Genomic DNA, 17,029 nt, shown 5'->3' with positions numbered 1-17,029 from the left:
TTGCTCTTTCCGGTAATTTCTCGATTTAAGGTAAACAGCTTTCCGGAATGAATAAGTTTTAAAAAAGTATAATAAAAACAATATGTTATAAAAATCCTATCAATACTGGTTATTTTTCTCATCGTATGAAAGTCCCGTTCATTGTCCGCTTTCTTTGTGAATCATGAAGAGAAGCGGATGTTTTTCTTTTTTTCTGATACTTTTTTGCTATGTATAGTCTTTAAATAAAATTTAACCATCATGCCTTTCCTTTGTACGGATTTTACTGCGCAATCATGCGATTGAAGAAAGTAGGAATATGACAGTCTCGAAGAATTCACTTCTGGTGTTGACAGTTATGGCAACAATGCTTGCCGGTTGTGCGAATTCGCGATTCGGCAACAATGGCGGTGGTGAGCCACCGCAAGTCGTTATGCCGGGACCGGCAAGTTCGGGCGGTGTCAGTCAATCGGAGTTGCCGCCGCCGGATAATTTTCCGTCAGCGCCTAATAATAGCGTAAGTAGCAGTATCCCGCAGTCGCAAACCGATGTAGCCAGTCTTCAACCACCTGCAAACGCTTCCGATTTAACGCCTGGAGCCATTGCCGGTGTATGGAAGGCGTCGGTTGGCGGGCTGAATTGCCAGATTGCAACACCACAGACCAAATATGGTCAAGGCTATCGCGCCGGACCGTTGCATTGTCCTGAAGCCTTCACCAAGGTTGCGTCATGGGCGGTAAGCGGAAAGCAACTGAATTTCTATGATGGTGCAGGTAGTCCTGTCGCAACACTTTATTCTGCCGGACCAAGCCGGTTCGAGGGAAATACGGTAAACGGTCAAGCCGTTATCTTGAGTCGTTAAACAGTTTTCGGAGAGGCCATAAGGCCTCTTCAATTTTTTGATACAAGGAGGGGCTTGTTAATGGGATCGATGCGTGAGCGCTATGATGCTTTGGTTGAAAACGGTGAAATCAGCCGTGATGAAGCACAGATTGCCTTGATTTCCCATTTTGACCGTCTTCTTGACGAGCTTTCTGTCAAGCGTGTATCGCAAAAAAGTTCGCCGCTCGGCTGGCTTTTTGGCAAACATAAAGACAATCATTCAGGTGTGCATGGCCTCTATGTTTACGGCGAAGTCGGTCGTGGCAAAACCATGCTTATGGATTTGTTTTTTTCCTGCCTGCCCGATGGCGACAAGAGGCGCGCCCATTTCAATGATTTTATGGCAGATGTGCATGATCGGATAAACCGTCACCGACAGGCATTGACACGTGGCGAAACCAAACAGAACGACCCTATTCCTCCGGTTGCTTCAAGCCTCGCCAAAGAAGCGAAAGTCCTTTGTTTTGACGAGTTTACCGTTACCGATATTGCCGATGCAATGGTGCTTTCAAGGCTGTTTACCGCTTTATTCAAGGACGGTGTAACGCTTGTTGCCACTTCCAATGTTGCACCCGAAAATCTTTATAAAAACGGTCTCAACCGGCAATTATTTTTGCCTTTCATCAAGATTCTCGAAGAAAATGTCGAGGTTTTCAATCTTGATGCCGATACAGATTACCGGTTGGAAAAAGCTGATCGAAAGCCGGTTTATATTACACCGCTCGGCCATGTCGCACAGGAAAAGATGGATGCAGCATGGGCACTCATTGAACAAGGGCACATAGCAAAACCGGAAATTGTCGATGTTCGCGGTCATCCGGTTCACGTGCCGCGCGTTGTAAATAATGCTGCCCGCTTCGATTATATAGATCTTTGCTCCGTTCCCTTGGCTGCTGCTGATTATCTTGCTTTATCAAGCCGTTACGATACTTTTTTCGTTGACAATGTGCCGATTATGGATGACGAGCACCGGAACGAGACAAAACGTTTCATTTTGTTGATTGATACGCTTTATGATCGTCATATCCGTTTGTTTATTTCGGCGGCGGCAACTCCCGATAAACTCTATCAGGGAAAGAACCAGACGACCGAAACATTCGAGTTTGAACGTACTGCATCACGTCTTTTTGAAATGCAAAGCGAGGAATATTTGGCCAATTGGAGTGAAAAACAGGTCAAATAATGCGAAAAAATCGCCCAACACGTGTAAATTGTGTCGATTTGACGCACAAAAGTGAAGAAAAATTGACGTTTACGTAAAGTGAATTCAATATAACCGTTTGAATTTATTGGATTTCGATAATTCTATTGTAATTTTCCACGATTCAGCCTATCGACGATAGAGGTGTAGATCTTGAAGCGGCGTATCGACGTGACAAAATCTATACGGGAGTTTTAACAAACCCGACTTTCTATCCGGTCTTTCGAGCCAGGTAAAAATGAGGGGCGTTTGTATCACGTCGGAGAGGAGCAAATCTGCTTTACAATTCCGACAATTTTTTAGGGAAGAAACCAGAATGGCACGCAATAAAATAGCTCTCATCGGTTCAGGTATGATCGGGGGCACATTGGCACACTTGATAGGTCTCAAAGAACTTGGCGACGTTGTCTTGTTCGATATTGCCGAAGGTGTACCACAGGGAAAAGGTCTTGATATTGCCGAATCTTCACCGGTTGAAGGTTTCGACGCCAAATACACCGGCGCCAATAGCTATGCAGCTATCGAGGGAGCCGATGTTATTATTGTGACAGCAGGTGTTCCCCGTAAGCCCGGAATGAGCCGTGATGATCTTCTTGGCATCAACCTCAAAGTTATGGAACAGGTTGGCGCCGGAATTAAAAAATACGCTCCCAACGCATTTGTTATCTGCATCACCAACCCGCTTGATGCAATGGTTTGGGCTTTGCAAAAATTTTCAGGTCTTCCGGCAAACAAGGTTGTCGGCATGGCCGGAGTTCTCGATTCCGCACGTTTCCGCTATTTCCTCGCTGAAGAATTCAAAGTTTCGGTTGATGATGTAACGGCATTTGTTCTGGGCGGTCACGGCGATTCAATGGTACCGCTTGCCCGTTATTCGACAGTTGCCGGTATTCCTTTGCCTGATCTTGTCAAAATGGGTTGGACAACCGAGGCAAAGCTTGAAAAAATTATTCAACGTACCCGCGATGGCGGTGCAGAAATTGTCGGTTTGTTGAAAACCGGTTCTGCTTATTATGCTCCGGCAGCATCGGCCGTTTCGATGGCAGAAGCTTATTTGAAAGATAAAAAGCGTGTTGTACCGGTTGCTGCGCATCTTTCCGGCCAGTACGGCGTTAAAGACACATATGTCGGTGTTCCTGTTGTTCTGGGCGCTGGTGGTGTCGAACGCGTTATCGAAATTGAACTTGATAAGAAAGAAAAAGAAGCTTTCGATAAATCTGTCCATGCTGTTCATGGACTTTGTGAAGCTTGCTTAAAACTTGCACCAAACTTGAAATAAGTGGGGGATTGCCCCACTTTTTCATTCACATAAGTCGGATATACCGATTTTCCGGGACCGGACTTTCGGCCCATAATAGAAAAGGAAAAATGAATGAATATCCATGAATATCAGGCCAAGCGTCTGCTTCATGAATATGGCGCACCGATTGCAAACGGTGTTGCTGTCTATTCTGTAGAGCAGGCAGAGGAATGGGCAAAAAAATTGCCCGGACCGCTTTATGTCGTTAAAAGCCAGATCCATGCTGGTGGCCGCGGCAAGGGTAAGTTTAAAGAACTTGGTCCCGATGCTAAAGGTGGCGTCCGTCTTGCAAAATCGGTTGAAGAAGTTGTTGCCAATGTCAAGGAAATGCTTGGCAAAACACTTGTCACCAAGCAGACGGGTCCGGCCGGAAAACAGGTAAATCGTCTTTATATTGAAGATGGTGCCGATATTGAACGCGAACTTTATCTGTCAATTCTCGTCGACCGTACAGTCGGAGAGATCGCTTTCGTCGTTTCGACAGAAGGCGGCATGGATATCGAGACCGTTGCACATGATACACCGGAAAAAATCCTCACCCTTCCGATTGATCCGGACAAGGGCGTTACTGCTGAAGACAGCGCAAAACTTTGCGATGCACTGAAGCTTGATGGCGTTGCTCGTGAAGACGGATTGAAGCTCTTTCCGATTCTTTACAAAGCTTTTGTCGAAAAAGACATGAGCCTTCTTGAAGTCAACCCGCTGATCGTCATGAAAAACGGCCATTTGCGGTTGCTGGATTCAAAAGTATCGTTCGACAATAACGCACTTTTCCGTCATCCCGATATTGTCGAGTTGCGCGACACTTCCGAAGAAGATCCGAAGGAAATCGAAGCTTCCAAACATGATCTTGCCTATATTGCTCTTGATGGCAATATCGGTTGCATGGTCAACGGTGCCGGTCTTGCTATGGCAACGATGGATATCATCAAGCTTTATGGCGGCGAGCCGGCAAACTTTCTTGATGTTGGTGGCGGTGCTTCCAAAGAACGCGTAACTGCCGCTTTCAAGATTATTACAGCCGATCCCCATGTGAAGGGCATCTTGGTGAATATTTTCGGTGGCATCATGCGTTGTGATGTTATTGCCGAAGGTGTTCTGGCTGCGGTCAAGGAAGTCGGTTTGAAGGTTCCTCTCGTTGTCCGTCTTGAAGGTACAAATGTCGATAAGGGTAAAGCTCTTATCAACGAGAGTGGTCTGAATGTCATCTCGGCGGATGATCTTGATGATGCCGCCAAGAAAATTGTTGCAGCCGTGAAGGGAGCTTGAAGTCATGTCGATTCTTATCAACAAGGATACAAAAGTTCTCGTGCAGGGTTTGACCGGTAAAACCGGTACGTTCCACACCGAACAGGCACTTGCCTATCATGGAACCAAAATGGTTGGTGGCGTTAACCCGAAAAAGGGTGGCGAAACCTGGCACGGTTCCAATGGCGAGGAATTGCCGATTTTTGCAACAGTTGCCGAAGGCAAGGACAAGACCGGTGCCGATGCATCTGTCATTTATGTTCCGCCGGCAGGTGCTGCTGCTGCAATTATGGAAGCAATTGATGCCGAAATAGGCCTTATTGTTTGTATCACGGAAGGTATTCCGGTTCTCGATATGGTCAAGGTCAAGGCGAAATTGAGAAAATCGAAGTCCCGCCTTATCGGCCCGAACTGCCCCGGTGTTCTCACACCCGATGAATGCAAGATCGGCATTATGCCGGGATCGATCTTCAAAAAAGGTTCGGTCGGTGTTGTATCGCGCTCCGGAACTTTGACCTATGAAGCTGTTTACCAGACAACGGTTGAGGGTCTCGGCCAAACAACAGCCGTCGGTATTGGTGGCGATCCGGTCAAAGGCACAGAATTCATTGATGTGCTGGAGATGTTCCTTGCAGATGACGAAACCAAGTCGATTGTTATGATCGGTGAAATTGGTGGTTCTGCCGAGGAAGACGCTTCCCAATTCCTGATTGATGAAGCCAAGAAAGGGCGCAAGAAACCGGTTGTCGGTTTTATCGCCGGTCGTACAGCACCGAAAGGCCGCACAATGGGTCATGCCGGTGCGGTCATATCGGGTGGCAAAGGTGGAGCCGAAGACAAGATCGCTGCTATGGAAGCAGCCGGTATTCGGGTTTCCCCGTCGCCCGCACAAATCGGCAAGACTCTCGTAGAGGTTCTTAAAGGCTAATTACAAAAAAGCCACTCGGACGGCCGGTTCGGGTGGCTTGAATTTTTAACAGAAGCAAATGCTTCTTCAACACCAATTCGTAGGGTACTCCCACGGATATCAAGGAGACGGAACAGGCGTTCCGGCAGAATATATGGCAAGGCAGGACCAGACAAACGATCTTTTTGAACAAACTTCGTTTTTATATGGTGGCAATGCTGACTATATAGATCAGCTTTATGCCGAGTATGAGAAAAACCCCGCAAGCGTTGATCCGCAATGGCGCGAGTTTTTTGAAAATTTGAAAGATAACAAGGAAGATGTGCTCAAAAATGCTGAAGGCGCATCCTGGCAGCGTGACAATTGGCCGGTAAAACCGGAAGGCGAGCTGGTATCGGCTCTTGACGGCGATTGGTCGGCTGTTGAAAAACACATGGGCGACAAGCTCAAAGGCAAAGCAGCAGAAGCAGCCAAAAAAGGCGGCTCGGCTGTCAGTGATGCCGATATTATTCAGGCTACACGCGATTCAGTGCGCGCAATAATGATGATCCGCGCCTATCGTATGCGCGGCCATCTCCATGCGAAACTCGATCCGCTACAATTGCGTGAAGCACCGGAAGATTATAACGAATTGTCGCCTGAGACCTATGGTTTCACAACGGCTGACTATGATCGCAAAATATTTATCGATAATGTTCTCGGTCTTGAATATGCGACCATTCCACAAATGCTGGAAATATTGAAGAACACCTATTGCAATACAATCGGTGTCGAATTCATGCATATTTCCGATCCGGCAGAAAAAAGCTGGATTCAGGAACGGATCGAAGGCCCGAACAATTGGGTATCGTTCACGCCTGAAGGCAAAAAGGCGATTGTCCATAAGCTCGTCGAAGCCGAGGGTTTTGAAAAGTTTCTGGATACAAAATATAAAGGGACCAAACGTTTCGGTCTTGATGGCGGTGAATCGCTTATTCCGGCTCTTGAACAGATCATCAAGCGCGGTGGTGCTCTTGGTGTTGAAGAAATCGTTTTCGGCATGGCTCACCGCGGGCGTCTTAACGTTCTCTCGCAGGTGCTCTCCAAGCCCCATCGCGCAATCTTCCATGAATTCAAGGGTGGCTCTTATAAGCCTGATGATGTTGAAGGTTCGGGCGATGTGAAATACCACTTGGGTACTTCTTCCGATCGCGAGTTCGATGGCAACAAGGTGCATTTGTCACTTCTTGCCAACCCGTCACACCTCGAAATTGTCGACCCTGTTGTTATCGGCAAAACCCGTGCAAAACAGGATTTGCTCGCCGGTCCGAGCCGCAGTGATCTTGTTCCGCTCAGTGAACGGGCGAAAGTCATGCCGGTTCTTATCCATGGTGATGCGGCTTTTGCAGGGCAAGGCGTTATTCAGGAAACATTGGGTCTTTCGGGGCTGAAAGGTTTCCGTGTTGCCGGTTCTATCCACTTCATCATCAATAACCAGATCGGCTTTACCACCAATCCGCGTTTTGGTCGCTCGACGCCTTATCCGTCAGATATTGCCAAAATGATCGATGCGCCGATTTTCCACGTCAATGGCGATGATCCGGAAGCTGTTGTTTATGTTGCCAAGGTTGCAACAGAATTCCGCATGATTTTCCATAAACCGGTTGTTATCGACATGTTCTGCTATCGCCGGTTCGGTCACAATGAAGGTGATGAACCATCCTTCACACAGCCATTGATGTATAAAGCCATTCGTGGTCATAAAACCACTTTGGAACTTTACGGCGAGAAGCTGGAAAAAGAAGGCCTTATCAAAGCCGAAGAACTCGACCAGCAAAAGCGCGAGTGGCACGACAAACTTGAACAGGAATTTGAAGCAGCCACTTCCTATAAGCCCAACAAGGCCGATTGGCTTGATGGCACATGGACAGGCTTGAAAGCCGCCGACAATGCCGACGATCAACGTCGCGGTGCAACCGGTGTGCCGATCAAGACACTGAAAGAAATTGGTGAACGTCTGGTTGACATTCCTGCCGATTTCCATGTTCACAAGACCATTAAGCGCTTCCTTGATAACCGTGCAAAAATGTTTGAAACAGGTGAAGGAATCGATTGGGCAACCGGTGAAGCTCTGGCTTTCGGTTCGCTCGTAATCGAAGGTGCTCCGGTTCGTCTTTCCGGTGAGGATGTCGAACGTGGTACATTCAGCCAGCGTCATTCTGTTCTTTACGATCAGGAAAACGAAAACCGTTATATTCCGTTGAATAATCTCAAAAAGGGTCAGGCCATTTATGAACCTGTCAACTCGATGCTTTCGGAAGAAGGTGTATTGGGATTTGAATATGGATATTCACTGGCGCAACCTCTCGGCTTGAATTTGTGGGAAGCCCAATTTGGTGACTTTGCCAATGGTGCACAGGTTCTTTTCGACCAGTTCATCTCGTCTGGCGAACGCAAATGGTTGCGTATGAGCGGCCTTGTTTGCCTGTTGCCACATGGATTTGAAGGTCAGGGACCTGAACACTCTTCAGCCCGTCTTGAACGTTATCTGCAACTTTGTGCAGAAGATAATATGCAGGTTGCCAATTGTACGACACCGGCAAATTACTTCCACATCTTGCGCCGTCAGATCAAACGCGATTTCCGCAAACCGCTGATCCTGATGACACCGAAATCCTTGTTGCGTCATAAACGCGCTATTTCTTCGTTGAGCGATATGGGAGCCGATACAACGTTCCATCGCTTGTTGCTTGATGACGCCCAACAGCTCAAGGATCAGGCAATCAAGTTGCAGAAGGATAACAAGATCCGTCGCGTCGTTCTCTGCTCTGGCAAGGTTTACTACGACCTTTACGAAGAGCGCGAAAAACGCGGCATTGACGATGTCTATCTGTTGCGCGTCGAACAGCTCTACCCGTTCCCGGCAAAAGCCTTGATTACTGTGCTTTCCCGCTTCTTGCAGGCGGAAATCGTCTGGTGTCAGGAAGAGCCGAAAAATATGGGTGCCTGGTCGTTTATCGAACCGTATCTTGAATGGGTACTGGCTCATATCGGTGCGAAATATCCGCGCGCCCGCTATGCCGGTCGTCCCGCAAGCGCTTCGCCGGCAACAGGGCTCATGTCGCAACATCTTCAACAGCTTGCCGCGTTCCTTGAAGACGCGTTGGCTTAATTCTCAAATCACTCTGACGTATGGAAAAAAATTATGGCTAATGAAATCCGTGTTCCTACTCTGGGCGAGTCCGTTACTGAAGCAACCATTGGGAAATGGTTCAAAAAGGTTGGCGATGCTGTCGCTATGGACGAGCCGCTGGTTGAACTTGAAACTGATAAAGTGACAGTCGAGGTTCCCTCGCCTGTCGCCGGAAAACTGACAGAAATCACTGCCAAAGAAGGTGACAATGTCGAAGTTGGTGCGCTTCTAGGCGCAATTGAAGCCGGTGCTGCCGGCAATGTTGCTCCGCAGCCGAAAGCTGCACAACCGGCTCCGAGTGCTCCTGCACCACAACCGGCAGCAAGTGCACCGGCAGCCGCTTCCGGCTCGATGCAGCCAGCTCCTTCAGCAGCCAAGCTCATGGCTGAAAACAATCTGTCGGCCGGTCAGGTTGACGGTTCGGGCAAGCGTGGACAGGTTCTCAAAGGTGATGTTCTTGATGCACTTGCGAAAGGCATTTCGTCGGCTGCTCCGGTTGCAGCACCGCGCGCGGCTTCCCAGCCGCAAGATGCTGCACGTGAAGAACGCGTCCGCATGACAAAATTGCGCCAAACAATCGCCCGTCGTTTGAAAGACGCACAAAATACCATGGCAATGCTCACCACTTTCAACGAAGTGGATATGACGGCTGTTATGGACTTGCGTAAACGTTACAAGGAAATGTTCGAGAAGAAACATGGCGTCAAGCTCGGCTTCATGGGCTTCTTCACCAAGGCTGTTTGCCATGCTTTGAAAGAAGTTCCTGCTGTTAATGCCGAAATTGATGGTACCGACATTATTTACAAAAATTATGTTAATGCCGGTATTGCCGTTGGTACAGCCAAAGGCCTTGTCGTTCCGGTTGTCCGTGACGCAGACCAGCTTTCAATCGCAGGAATCGAAAAAGAAATCGGTCGCCTCGGTCGTCTGGCACGTGATGGCAAGCTTGCTGTCGCCGATATGCAAGGTGGCACATTCACCATCACCAACGGTGGCGTTTATGGTTCATTGATGTCCACACCTATCCTGAATGCACCTCAATCGGGTATTCTTGGTATGCATGCCATCAAGGAACGTGCTGTCGTCGTCAATGGTGAAGTTGTTGCCCGTCCGATGATGTATCTTGCTCTTTCTTATGACCACCGTATCGTTGATGGTCAGGAAGCTGTTACATTCCTCGTTCGCGTTAAAGAATGCCTTGAAGATCCGGAACGTCTTGTTCTCGATCTTTAAAAAGGGATAGTCGCAAATGAATGCACCAGCAGCATTATTGGCCATAAGTGTCATATTGTTGTTGGTGCATATTTTTTTGCAAGCTTTTCTCACAACACGTGAATTGGGGCGAAGCTGGAACGCCGGACCAAGAGATGGCGGAGAAACACCGAAATCTGTTTATGCCGGTCGGGCAATGCGTGCCAGCGCCAATTTCCGTGAAACTTATCCGGCATTTCTGGCATTGATGTTGCTTGGTGATTTTGCACCCAATAACATCATGTTGACCGTGGCCGGTGGATCTATATGGGTATTAGCAAGGATTATCTATATTCCGCTTTACCTTTCGGGCATCCCCTATATTCGTAGCATTGTCTGGCTAATTTCCATTTTCGGATTGGTCATCATGCTTGTCGCTGCTTTCTGGAGATGATTGATGGCTCCTTATCTGGTCGAATGGTCAACATTGATGGCGGTATTCGCAATTGCGGCAATAACACCGGGTGCCGATTTTGCATTGATTTTGCGCCAATCGCTGGTTCATGGGCGGAAGGCTGCTTTTGCAACCGCTTTCGGCATTGGTGCGGCTTTGCTTTTTCACGTGAGTTACACAATTCTGGGACTTGGGTTGCTCATCTCGAAATCCCTTATTCTGTTTAATGTCGTTAAATGGCTCGGTGTTCTCTATCTTCTCTATATCGGCATTAAAAGCATCACCTCGCGTGGTGTTGCTGGTGGAGAAAATGAAAATGGAAAAAGTAGGAAAACACGGCAGAGTTTGAAAAAAGCATTTTTTGCCGGATTTACCGTTAATGCTCTTAATCCGAAAGCAGTGTTTTTCTTTCTTTCGATTTTTTCGACATTTGTCGCACCGGTAACGCCTATGGCCGTCAAGTTCGGCTATGGTTTATCGATGTCGGCACTTCTTATTGGATGGTTCGTTTTGGTTGGCATTTTTATGACGACCCCTGCCATTCGCTCATTATATCAACGCGCCGCCAAATGGATTGATCGCCTTTGCGGAGCAGTTTTCATCGCATTCAGTATCAGGCTTATGTTTCAGAAAGCCTCGTAAGTTTTAGAAAATTCAGGTCTCAGCGGCCGTAACGAAAGGAAAAAGAATGTCTTATGATGTTGTCGTAATTGGAGCAGGTCCCGGTGGCTATGTTGCAGCAATCAAGGCTGCGCAACTCGGACTAAAAACAGCAATCGTTGAAAAGCGCGATACATTGGGCGGTACATGTCTCAATGTCGGCTGTATTCCTTCCAAAGCTTTGCTCTATGCTTCAGAAATTTTTGCCTCGGCTCAACATGGCTTCGAGGCTCTTGGGGTTTCGGTTTCCAAACCCAAACTCGACCTTGCTGGCATGATGGCTCACAAGCAGAAAACCGTTGATGGCAACACAAGCGGTGTCGCTTTTTTGATGAAGAAAAACAAGATTGACACCATTTACGGCACGGCCAAAATTCTTGGGGCAGGCAAAGTCGAAGTTGCCGCCAAGGATGGCTCGAAGCAGACTCTCGAAACCAAAAATATCATCATCGCAACAGGTTCCGACGTTGCCGGTATTCCGGGGCTGAAGATCGATATTGACGAAAAAGTTATCGTTTCCTCAACCGGTGCTTTGTCGCTTGCCAAAGTGCCCCAGCACATGGTTGTTGTTGGCGCCGGTGTGATCGGTTCCGAACTTGGTTCGGTCTGGAGCCGGCTTGGTGCAAAGGTAACGGTTGTCGAATTCCTCGATAAGGTTTTGGGGCCGATGGATGGTGAAGTTTCCAAACAGTTCCAGAAACTCATGGAAAAACAGGGCATCGAATATAAACTCGGCGCAAAAGTAACCGGCGTTGAAAAAACCGCATCCGGCGCAAAAGTTACCTTTGAACCGGTCAAGGGTGGTTCGGCTGAAACTCTTGAGGCCGACATTGTTCTCGTTGCAACCGGTCGTCGTCCTTACACGGAAGGGCTTGGTCTGAAAGAAGCCGGTGTAACACTGGACGAACGTGGTCGGGTGAATATCGATTCACATTGGCAAACGAATATTGCCGGAATTTACGCGATTGGCGATGTTGTCAAAGGTCCGATGCTTGCCCATAAAGCGGAAGATGAAGGCGTTGCTCTGGCTGAAATTCTTGCCGGTCAAAAAGGCCATGTCAATTATGATGTCATTCCGAGTGTCGTTTATACCGAGCCGGAAGTCGCATCTGTTGGTAAAACCGAAGAAGAACTCAAAGCAGCCGGTATTGAATATCGCGTTGGCAAGTTCCCCTTCTCGGCCAATGGTCGTGCCCGCGCTATGTTGAAGACTGACGGATTTGTAAAAATCCTTGCTTGTGCCAAGACCGACAAGGTTCTGGGCGGCCATATTCTCGGCTTCGGTGCCGGTGAAATGATTCACGAAATTGCTGTTTTGATGGAATTTGGCGGTTCGTCGGAAGATCTGGCACGGACCTGCCATGCTCACCCGACAATGTCGGAAGCTGTGAAAGAAGCTGCATTGGCTGCTTTTTCAAAACCGATCAATATGTAAGCGAATTGACATATCTTTCAAAAAGGCCGCCTTCGGGTGGCCTTTTTATTGTAATCAAACCGGATTGATAAGGTCACTCCGGAATTTTCAGGTCAGGTTGGAAGAGAAGCGGCAATTTTCTCTGACAATCGGGGTTCAATCACGAAAATACGTCAATATTATTCGTATTGATGAATGCGATGGCAAAACTTTGCTTTGAGCTTTGTCGGTTAAAGAAGCTATTGTTGATTTAATAAAAGTGACCAAACCGGATAAACGGAAAAAGCTGTTATCCGTTACCTGTCGCAAACAACAGGGTGAGGGCGCTATTTCTGATCTTGAAGAGCCTATCTTAGAGAGTAAATAGGGTCGCGACAAAAGAAAACCTTCTGCCGATATATTGTTTTTTTATTGTCAAAGTTTTATCGGGCTAACCTGATAGCCATGTTTGCGTAATTGTTCGACAAGGCCACTATCGTCAACCATATGCGCCGCACCGACCGCTATGAAGCTGTTTCCTTGTTCAATCAAAGGAAGTGCGCGTTCAGACATGCGTAGATTGCGTTTAGTCATTAAAATATCTTTAAAAATGTCCTGATCTTTTTCGCTGACCGTCGTTTTGAACATGGTATCAAGAGCCAATATTTCGCCAATGCGACTTTGTTTATAAAGTTGCATTTCGGTATAAAACAAATTGGCGTAAAACTTGGGATTATCGAGGTAGTCTTCGATCGAGTTTGCCTGAAAACTCAACGGTAATTTTTCAATCGCCGATAATTGTTCATCAACTGTTTCAAGGCCGAGAACCGGTTTTCCAAGTTTTTTGGCGTTTTGCCCGATTTCTACATCAAGTGCATGGTATCCATAGGCTTCTCGACGTGCTTCACAGGCCGGAAGGCTCAATGTCATCCAGATGAACCATGGCTTGTTATTGGCAATAAGCTGAAAAGGTAGGCCGTGGGTTTCAAATGTGGTCTTAAGCTTTTGGAATTCTTCCCTCGAAAGCCCGTCCTTGAAACTCTCGCCTTTTTTAGGCGTAAGAAAATCGGGCGAGGCCGCAAGCTTTGTTGCCATGGCTTTACCATTATCATCCGCCGCCTCGCTCAGTTCGAGGGCGACACGATCTGCATTTTCGAGCGCGGTTTTGACCGACGGAGCAAGATTGACAATGGCCGGATCGCTAACATGCATTGTGCCGAAAAGATAGGACGGTCTCGTTCCTTTCTTTTCAACCTTCCAGAATCGCGCATTGCCATTTTTTATTTTTTTGGCACGGTTCAGAAATTTCCGGTTTTCCTCTTTTGAAAATTTTTCGGTTAAATCCTCACCGGAGCAGACAGGCGGCTCTTCATGTTTTTTTTGCTCAAGCAGCGCCTTCGGTAAAAATTTTTCAAAAAGTTTTGGTTGTGACGCTGTCTCTTCACTGCTTGATGCCGGTGAAGAAAAGCAAAAAGTGCCGGCAAAAAAAGCAAAAAGAAAAGCAAAACGTCTCGAAAATCTTGCGATCATCCTGAAATTTATTCGGCTTTTCTTTTCCATCACAGCCTTCCGGTTTATCAGCTCGTGTCAGTCATTAAAGCTATAAATCAAGCTTTTTATCTTCTTTTCCTTCGCGGATTCGGGTAGGTAGCCCCATTTCATCAAGCTTCTTCAAAAATGGTTTCGGTGGCAATTCTTCCACATTGGCCATGGTTTTTACATCCCAATCACCAAGTGCAACCAATATGGCTGCTGCAACGGCCGGAACACCGGCTGTGTAGGAAATAGCTTGTGAGCCTGTTTCAAGATAGGCTTCTTTGTGGTCGGCAATATTATAGATGAACAGTTCACGCTCTTTGCCGTCTTTTTCACCCTTGATAAGGTCGCCAATACAGGTCTTGCCGGTATAATCGGGTGCGAGCGAAGACGGATCCGGTAAAACCGCTTTGACCACTTTGAGTGGCACAACTTCCAGACCTTCAGCCGTTTTTATCGGCTGTTCGGATAGAAGCCCAAGATTTTTCAACACATTGAACACGGTGATGTAGCGTTCACCGAAACCCATCCAGAATCGGATATTCGGCACATCAAGATTCTTTGACAAAGAATGGATTTCGTCATGACCGGTCATATAGGTATTGCGCCTGCCGACAACCGGCAAATCCCATTCATGACCGATTTCAAACATTTTGTTTGAAACCCACTTGCTGTCTTGCCACGACCAGACCTGACCGGTAAATTCGCGGAAGTTGATTTCCGGATCGAAATTGGTGGCAAACCAGCGCCCGTGACTACCGGCATTGATGTCAATAATGTCAATATCGCTGATTTTATCGAAATAGTCGTGATGGGCAAGCGCTGCATAAGCATTGACCACACCGGGATCGAATCCTGCTCCGAGAATGGCCGTTACTTTACGGGCTTCACATTCTTCGCGGCGCGGCCACTCATAATTGGCGTACCAAGGGGGTGTCTCGCATATTTTTAGCGGGTCCTCGTGAATGGCGGTATCAATATAGGCTGCACCGGTTTCAATACAGGCCGACAAAACCGACATATTGAGAAAAGCCGAGCCGACATTGATAACAATTTGACTTTTTGTTTTGCGAATAAGGTCTGCTGTCGATTTTATATCCATTGCATCAAGGTGGTGTGTTTCAAACACACCTTTCACCTTCATGGATTTTTTCTCTTTTACAGATGCAATGATCGACTCGCATTTTTGCAATGTTCGTGATGCGATATGAAGATCACCGAGAATATCGTTATGTTGAGCACATTTATGAGCAACCACCTGAGCTACCCCACCTGCGCCAATAATCAGGATATTCTTTTTCATTCCCGGTTTATCTCCTAAATCTTGTTTTAAAACCTTTGTTTAAGCTGGAGCCTTTTTCAAGAAAGGCTGTCACGGTAATCCTTATAGCCGAATTCTCGTTGAAGACGAATGGTTCCATCCAATTCTTTTATCGCAATAGCGGGCATATTAAGACCGTTGAACCAGTTTTTTTTCACCATTGTATAACCGGCTGCATCTTCTATCGACAAATGATCGCCGATTTTCAGCTTTTCAGGAAAACGGAACGTTCCGAAAATATCGCCCGCGAGGCATGATTTGCCACAAATCATAATTTCATGCGCCCCCTGATTTGGCGAAATTTTTGCTTTTTCCCGATAAACAAGAAGGTCAAGCATATGGGCTTCGATGGAACTGTCAACAATCGCGAGATCTTTGCCATTATGCATGGTGTCGAGAACGGTAACTTCGAGTGTTGCACTGTTGGTAATAGCCGCTTCTCCCGGTTCAAGATAAACCGTTACGCCATATTTATCCGAAAAACGCTTGAGCCTGTCGGCAAAAGCTTCAAGCGGGTAATCTTTGCCGGTAAAATAGATACCGCCGCCAAGGCTGATCCATTGCACGTGATGAAAAAGTTGGCCGAATTTCTGTTCTATATCGGAAAGCATCCGGTCAAATAACGAAAAGTCGCCATTCTCGCAATTATAATGAATCATGAAACCGTTTACGAGCGGCAAAACCGCTTCGATCTTTTCATAACTTGTCTCGCCAAGACGACTGAAAGGACGGGCAGGATCGGCAAGGTCGAAGCCGGAACAACTGACCCCCGGATTTAATCGCAAGCCCCTTTCGATATTTTCGGATTTTTTTGCAAATCTGTGAAGCTGGTTGATGGAATTGAATATGATTGTATCGGCATAAGTGATTGCTTCATCAATCTCGTAATCGGCCCAAGCGACGGAATAGGCATGGGTTTCTTTACCGAATTCTTCTTTTCCCAAACGCAGTTCATAAAGAGATGACGATGTGGTGCCATCCATATATTGCGCCATAAAATCGAAAACGCCCCATGTTGCAAAACATTTCAACGCCAAAAGCGATTTTGCACCCGACAAATCACGAAGGCGCGCAATTTTTTCCATATTGCGCAGCAACTTCGATTTGTCGACAAGGTAGTAAGGCGTTTGAAGCATTTTTCAATCCTGTAATGGCCGGTTTTGTATGATGGCTTTCAAAGCCTCGAACACATATAGAAACACATTTCTATAAGCGCAAATATGTTCTTCATTAACTATAGCAAAAAAGAGTGCAGTTTTCTCGATTTGATGTCTGCTATAGTCCTCATGTGTCGTTCTGGGAAGGATTCTTAATGCCTAAAATCAATAAATCTTTTTGCTTTTTTGTTGGACTGCCATTGGTCGGATTGGTTACAGTTTTTTCCACATTGGCGGCCGACTTTGATGGAAACATTGCAGTTGCACAAAACTCCAGAACAACCGAACCTGCAGCCGTAACCAGCCAGAGCCGTGGCGAATTGAACGGTTTCAAAGGCTATCGCCATCACCGTACCGGTTATAAAAAACATACAGATGGCTGGTGGTATCCGGAAGCAGCATTTGAGCCCGGAGCACATGCCGATAGTAGCAATGTAAAACTTAAAAAAACGCCACAAAAATCCAAAAAAGAAGATGACAAGCCATGGCTTATCAAAAACCATGTCGATTTTTGCTCGTCAAAATATAAGTCCTATACAAGTTCCGACAACAGTTACCAGCCTTTTGACGGCCCGCGAAAACAATGTGTATCGCGTTATTACAGCCCGAAATGAAAATCGTCCGGTTG

At 46.9% G+C, this 17,029-nt stretch carries 14 protein-coding genes; 11 read left to right on the top strand and 3 right to left on the bottom strand.

Going from position 1 to position 17,029, the window contains the following annotated elements:
- Positions 1-298: 298 nt before the first annotated feature.
- The 10 genes from BBC0122_RS12660 (at position 299) to lpdA (ending at position 12,429) form a co-directional block, all read left to right on the top strand.
- Entirely contained in the window at positions 299-841 is a 543-nt protein-coding gene (locus tag BBC0122_RS12660; RefSeq protein ID WP_077994338.1) for an AprI/Inh family metalloprotease inhibitor, read from the top strand.
- Positions 842-901: 60 nt separating this feature from the next.
- Positions 902-2,044: a cell division protein ZapE gene (gene zapE, locus BBC0122_RS12655; RefSeq protein WP_077994337.1), complete on the top strand. Its 1,143-nt coding sequence runs from the start codon at positions 902-904 to the stop codon at positions 2,042-2,044.
- Positions 2,045-2,378: 334 nt separating this feature from the next.
- Complete coding sequence (mdh, locus tag BBC0122_RS12650) at positions 2,379-3,341, top strand: malate dehydrogenase (RefSeq protein ID WP_077994333.1); 963 nt, start codon at positions 2,379-2,381, stop codon at positions 3,339-3,341.
- A 93-nt stretch (positions 3,342-3,434) separates the two neighbouring features.
- A complete protein-coding gene (gene sucC / locus BBC0122_RS12645) occupies positions 3,435-4,631 on the top strand; it encodes an ADP-forming succinate--CoA ligase subunit beta (protein ID WP_077994331.1) in 1,197 nt (398 codons plus the stop codon).
- 4 nt (positions 4,632-4,635) lie between these two features.
- Positions 4,636-5,538 (top strand): succinate--CoA ligase subunit alpha, encoded by a 903-nt coding sequence (sucD, locus tag BBC0122_RS12640; RefSeq protein ID WP_077994329.1) that lies wholly within the window; start codon positions 4,636-4,638, stop codon positions 5,536-5,538.
- 133 nt (positions 5,539-5,671) lie between these two features.
- A complete protein-coding gene (locus BBC0122_RS12635) occupies positions 5,672-8,668 on the top strand; it encodes a 2-oxoglutarate dehydrogenase E1 component (protein ID WP_077994326.1) in 2,997 nt (998 codons plus the stop codon).
- 33 nt (positions 8,669-8,701) lie between these two features.
- Complete coding sequence (gene odhB, locus BBC0122_RS12630) at positions 8,702-9,922, top strand: 2-oxoglutarate dehydrogenase complex dihydrolipoyllysine-residue succinyltransferase (RefSeq protein ID WP_077994325.1); 1,221 nt, start codon at positions 8,702-8,704, stop codon at positions 9,920-9,922.
- Positions 9,923-9,938: 16 nt separating this feature from the next.
- Positions 9,939-10,334, top strand: coding sequence for an MAPEG family protein (locus BBC0122_RS12625; protein WP_077994324.1), 396 nt, complete (start codon positions 9,939-9,941; stop codon positions 10,332-10,334).
- Positions 10,335-10,337: 3 nt separating this feature from the next.
- Positions 10,338-10,976 carry a LysE family translocator gene (locus BBC0122_RS12620; protein ID WP_077994322.1) on the top strand — a complete coding sequence of 213 codons (639 nt, stop codon included), beginning with the start codon at positions 10,338-10,340 and terminating at the stop codon, positions 10,974-10,976.
- 46 nt (positions 10,977-11,022) lie between these two features.
- Positions 11,023-12,429, top strand: a complete 1,407-nt coding sequence (gene lpdA, locus BBC0122_RS12615; RefSeq protein ID WP_077994320.1) for a dihydrolipoyl dehydrogenase — start codon at positions 11,023-11,025, stop codon at positions 12,427-12,429.
- A gap of 393 nt (positions 12,430-12,822) precedes the next feature.
- Here the strand turns inward: lpdA and BBC0122_RS12610 are convergent, their stop codons facing one another.
- The 3 genes from BBC0122_RS12610 to BBC0122_RS12600 are packed head-to-tail and all read right to left on the bottom strand — an operon-like array spanning position 12,823 to position 16,380.
- Positions 12,823-13,947, bottom strand: coding sequence for a TraB/GumN family protein (locus BBC0122_RS12610; RefSeq protein ID WP_077994317.1), 1,125 nt, complete (start codon positions 13,945-13,947; stop codon positions 12,823-12,825).
- Between the two features lie 40 nt (positions 13,948-13,987).
- Positions 13,988-15,226, bottom strand: a complete 1,239-nt coding sequence (locus tag BBC0122_RS12605) for a saccharopine dehydrogenase family protein (RefSeq protein WP_077994311.1) — start codon at positions 15,224-15,226, stop codon at positions 13,988-13,990.
- A gap of 56 nt (positions 15,227-15,282) precedes the next feature.
- A complete protein-coding gene (locus BBC0122_RS12600) occupies positions 15,283-16,380 on the bottom strand; it encodes a carboxynorspermidine decarboxylase (RefSeq protein ID WP_077994310.1) in 1,098 nt (365 codons plus the stop codon).
- A 176-nt stretch (positions 16,381-16,556) separates the two neighbouring features.
- Here BBC0122_RS12600 and BBC0122_RS12595 point away from each other — a divergent pair, with 176 nt between their 5' ends.
- Entirely contained in the window at positions 16,557-17,015 is a 459-nt protein-coding gene (locus BBC0122_RS12595; protein ID WP_077994309.1) for a BA14K family protein, read from the top strand.
- The last annotated feature ends 14 nt before the right edge of the window (positions 17,016-17,029 follow it).

Origin of the sequence: Ditibartonella choladocola, from assembly GCF_002007565.1 — a bacterium.
GTDB lineage: Bacteria > Pseudomonadota > Alphaproteobacteria > Rhizobiales > Rhizobiaceae > Bartonella > Bartonella choladocola.
The sequence above is the reverse complement of the archived record's forward strand: the minus strand, read 5'-3'. Positions and strand labels throughout refer to the sequence as shown.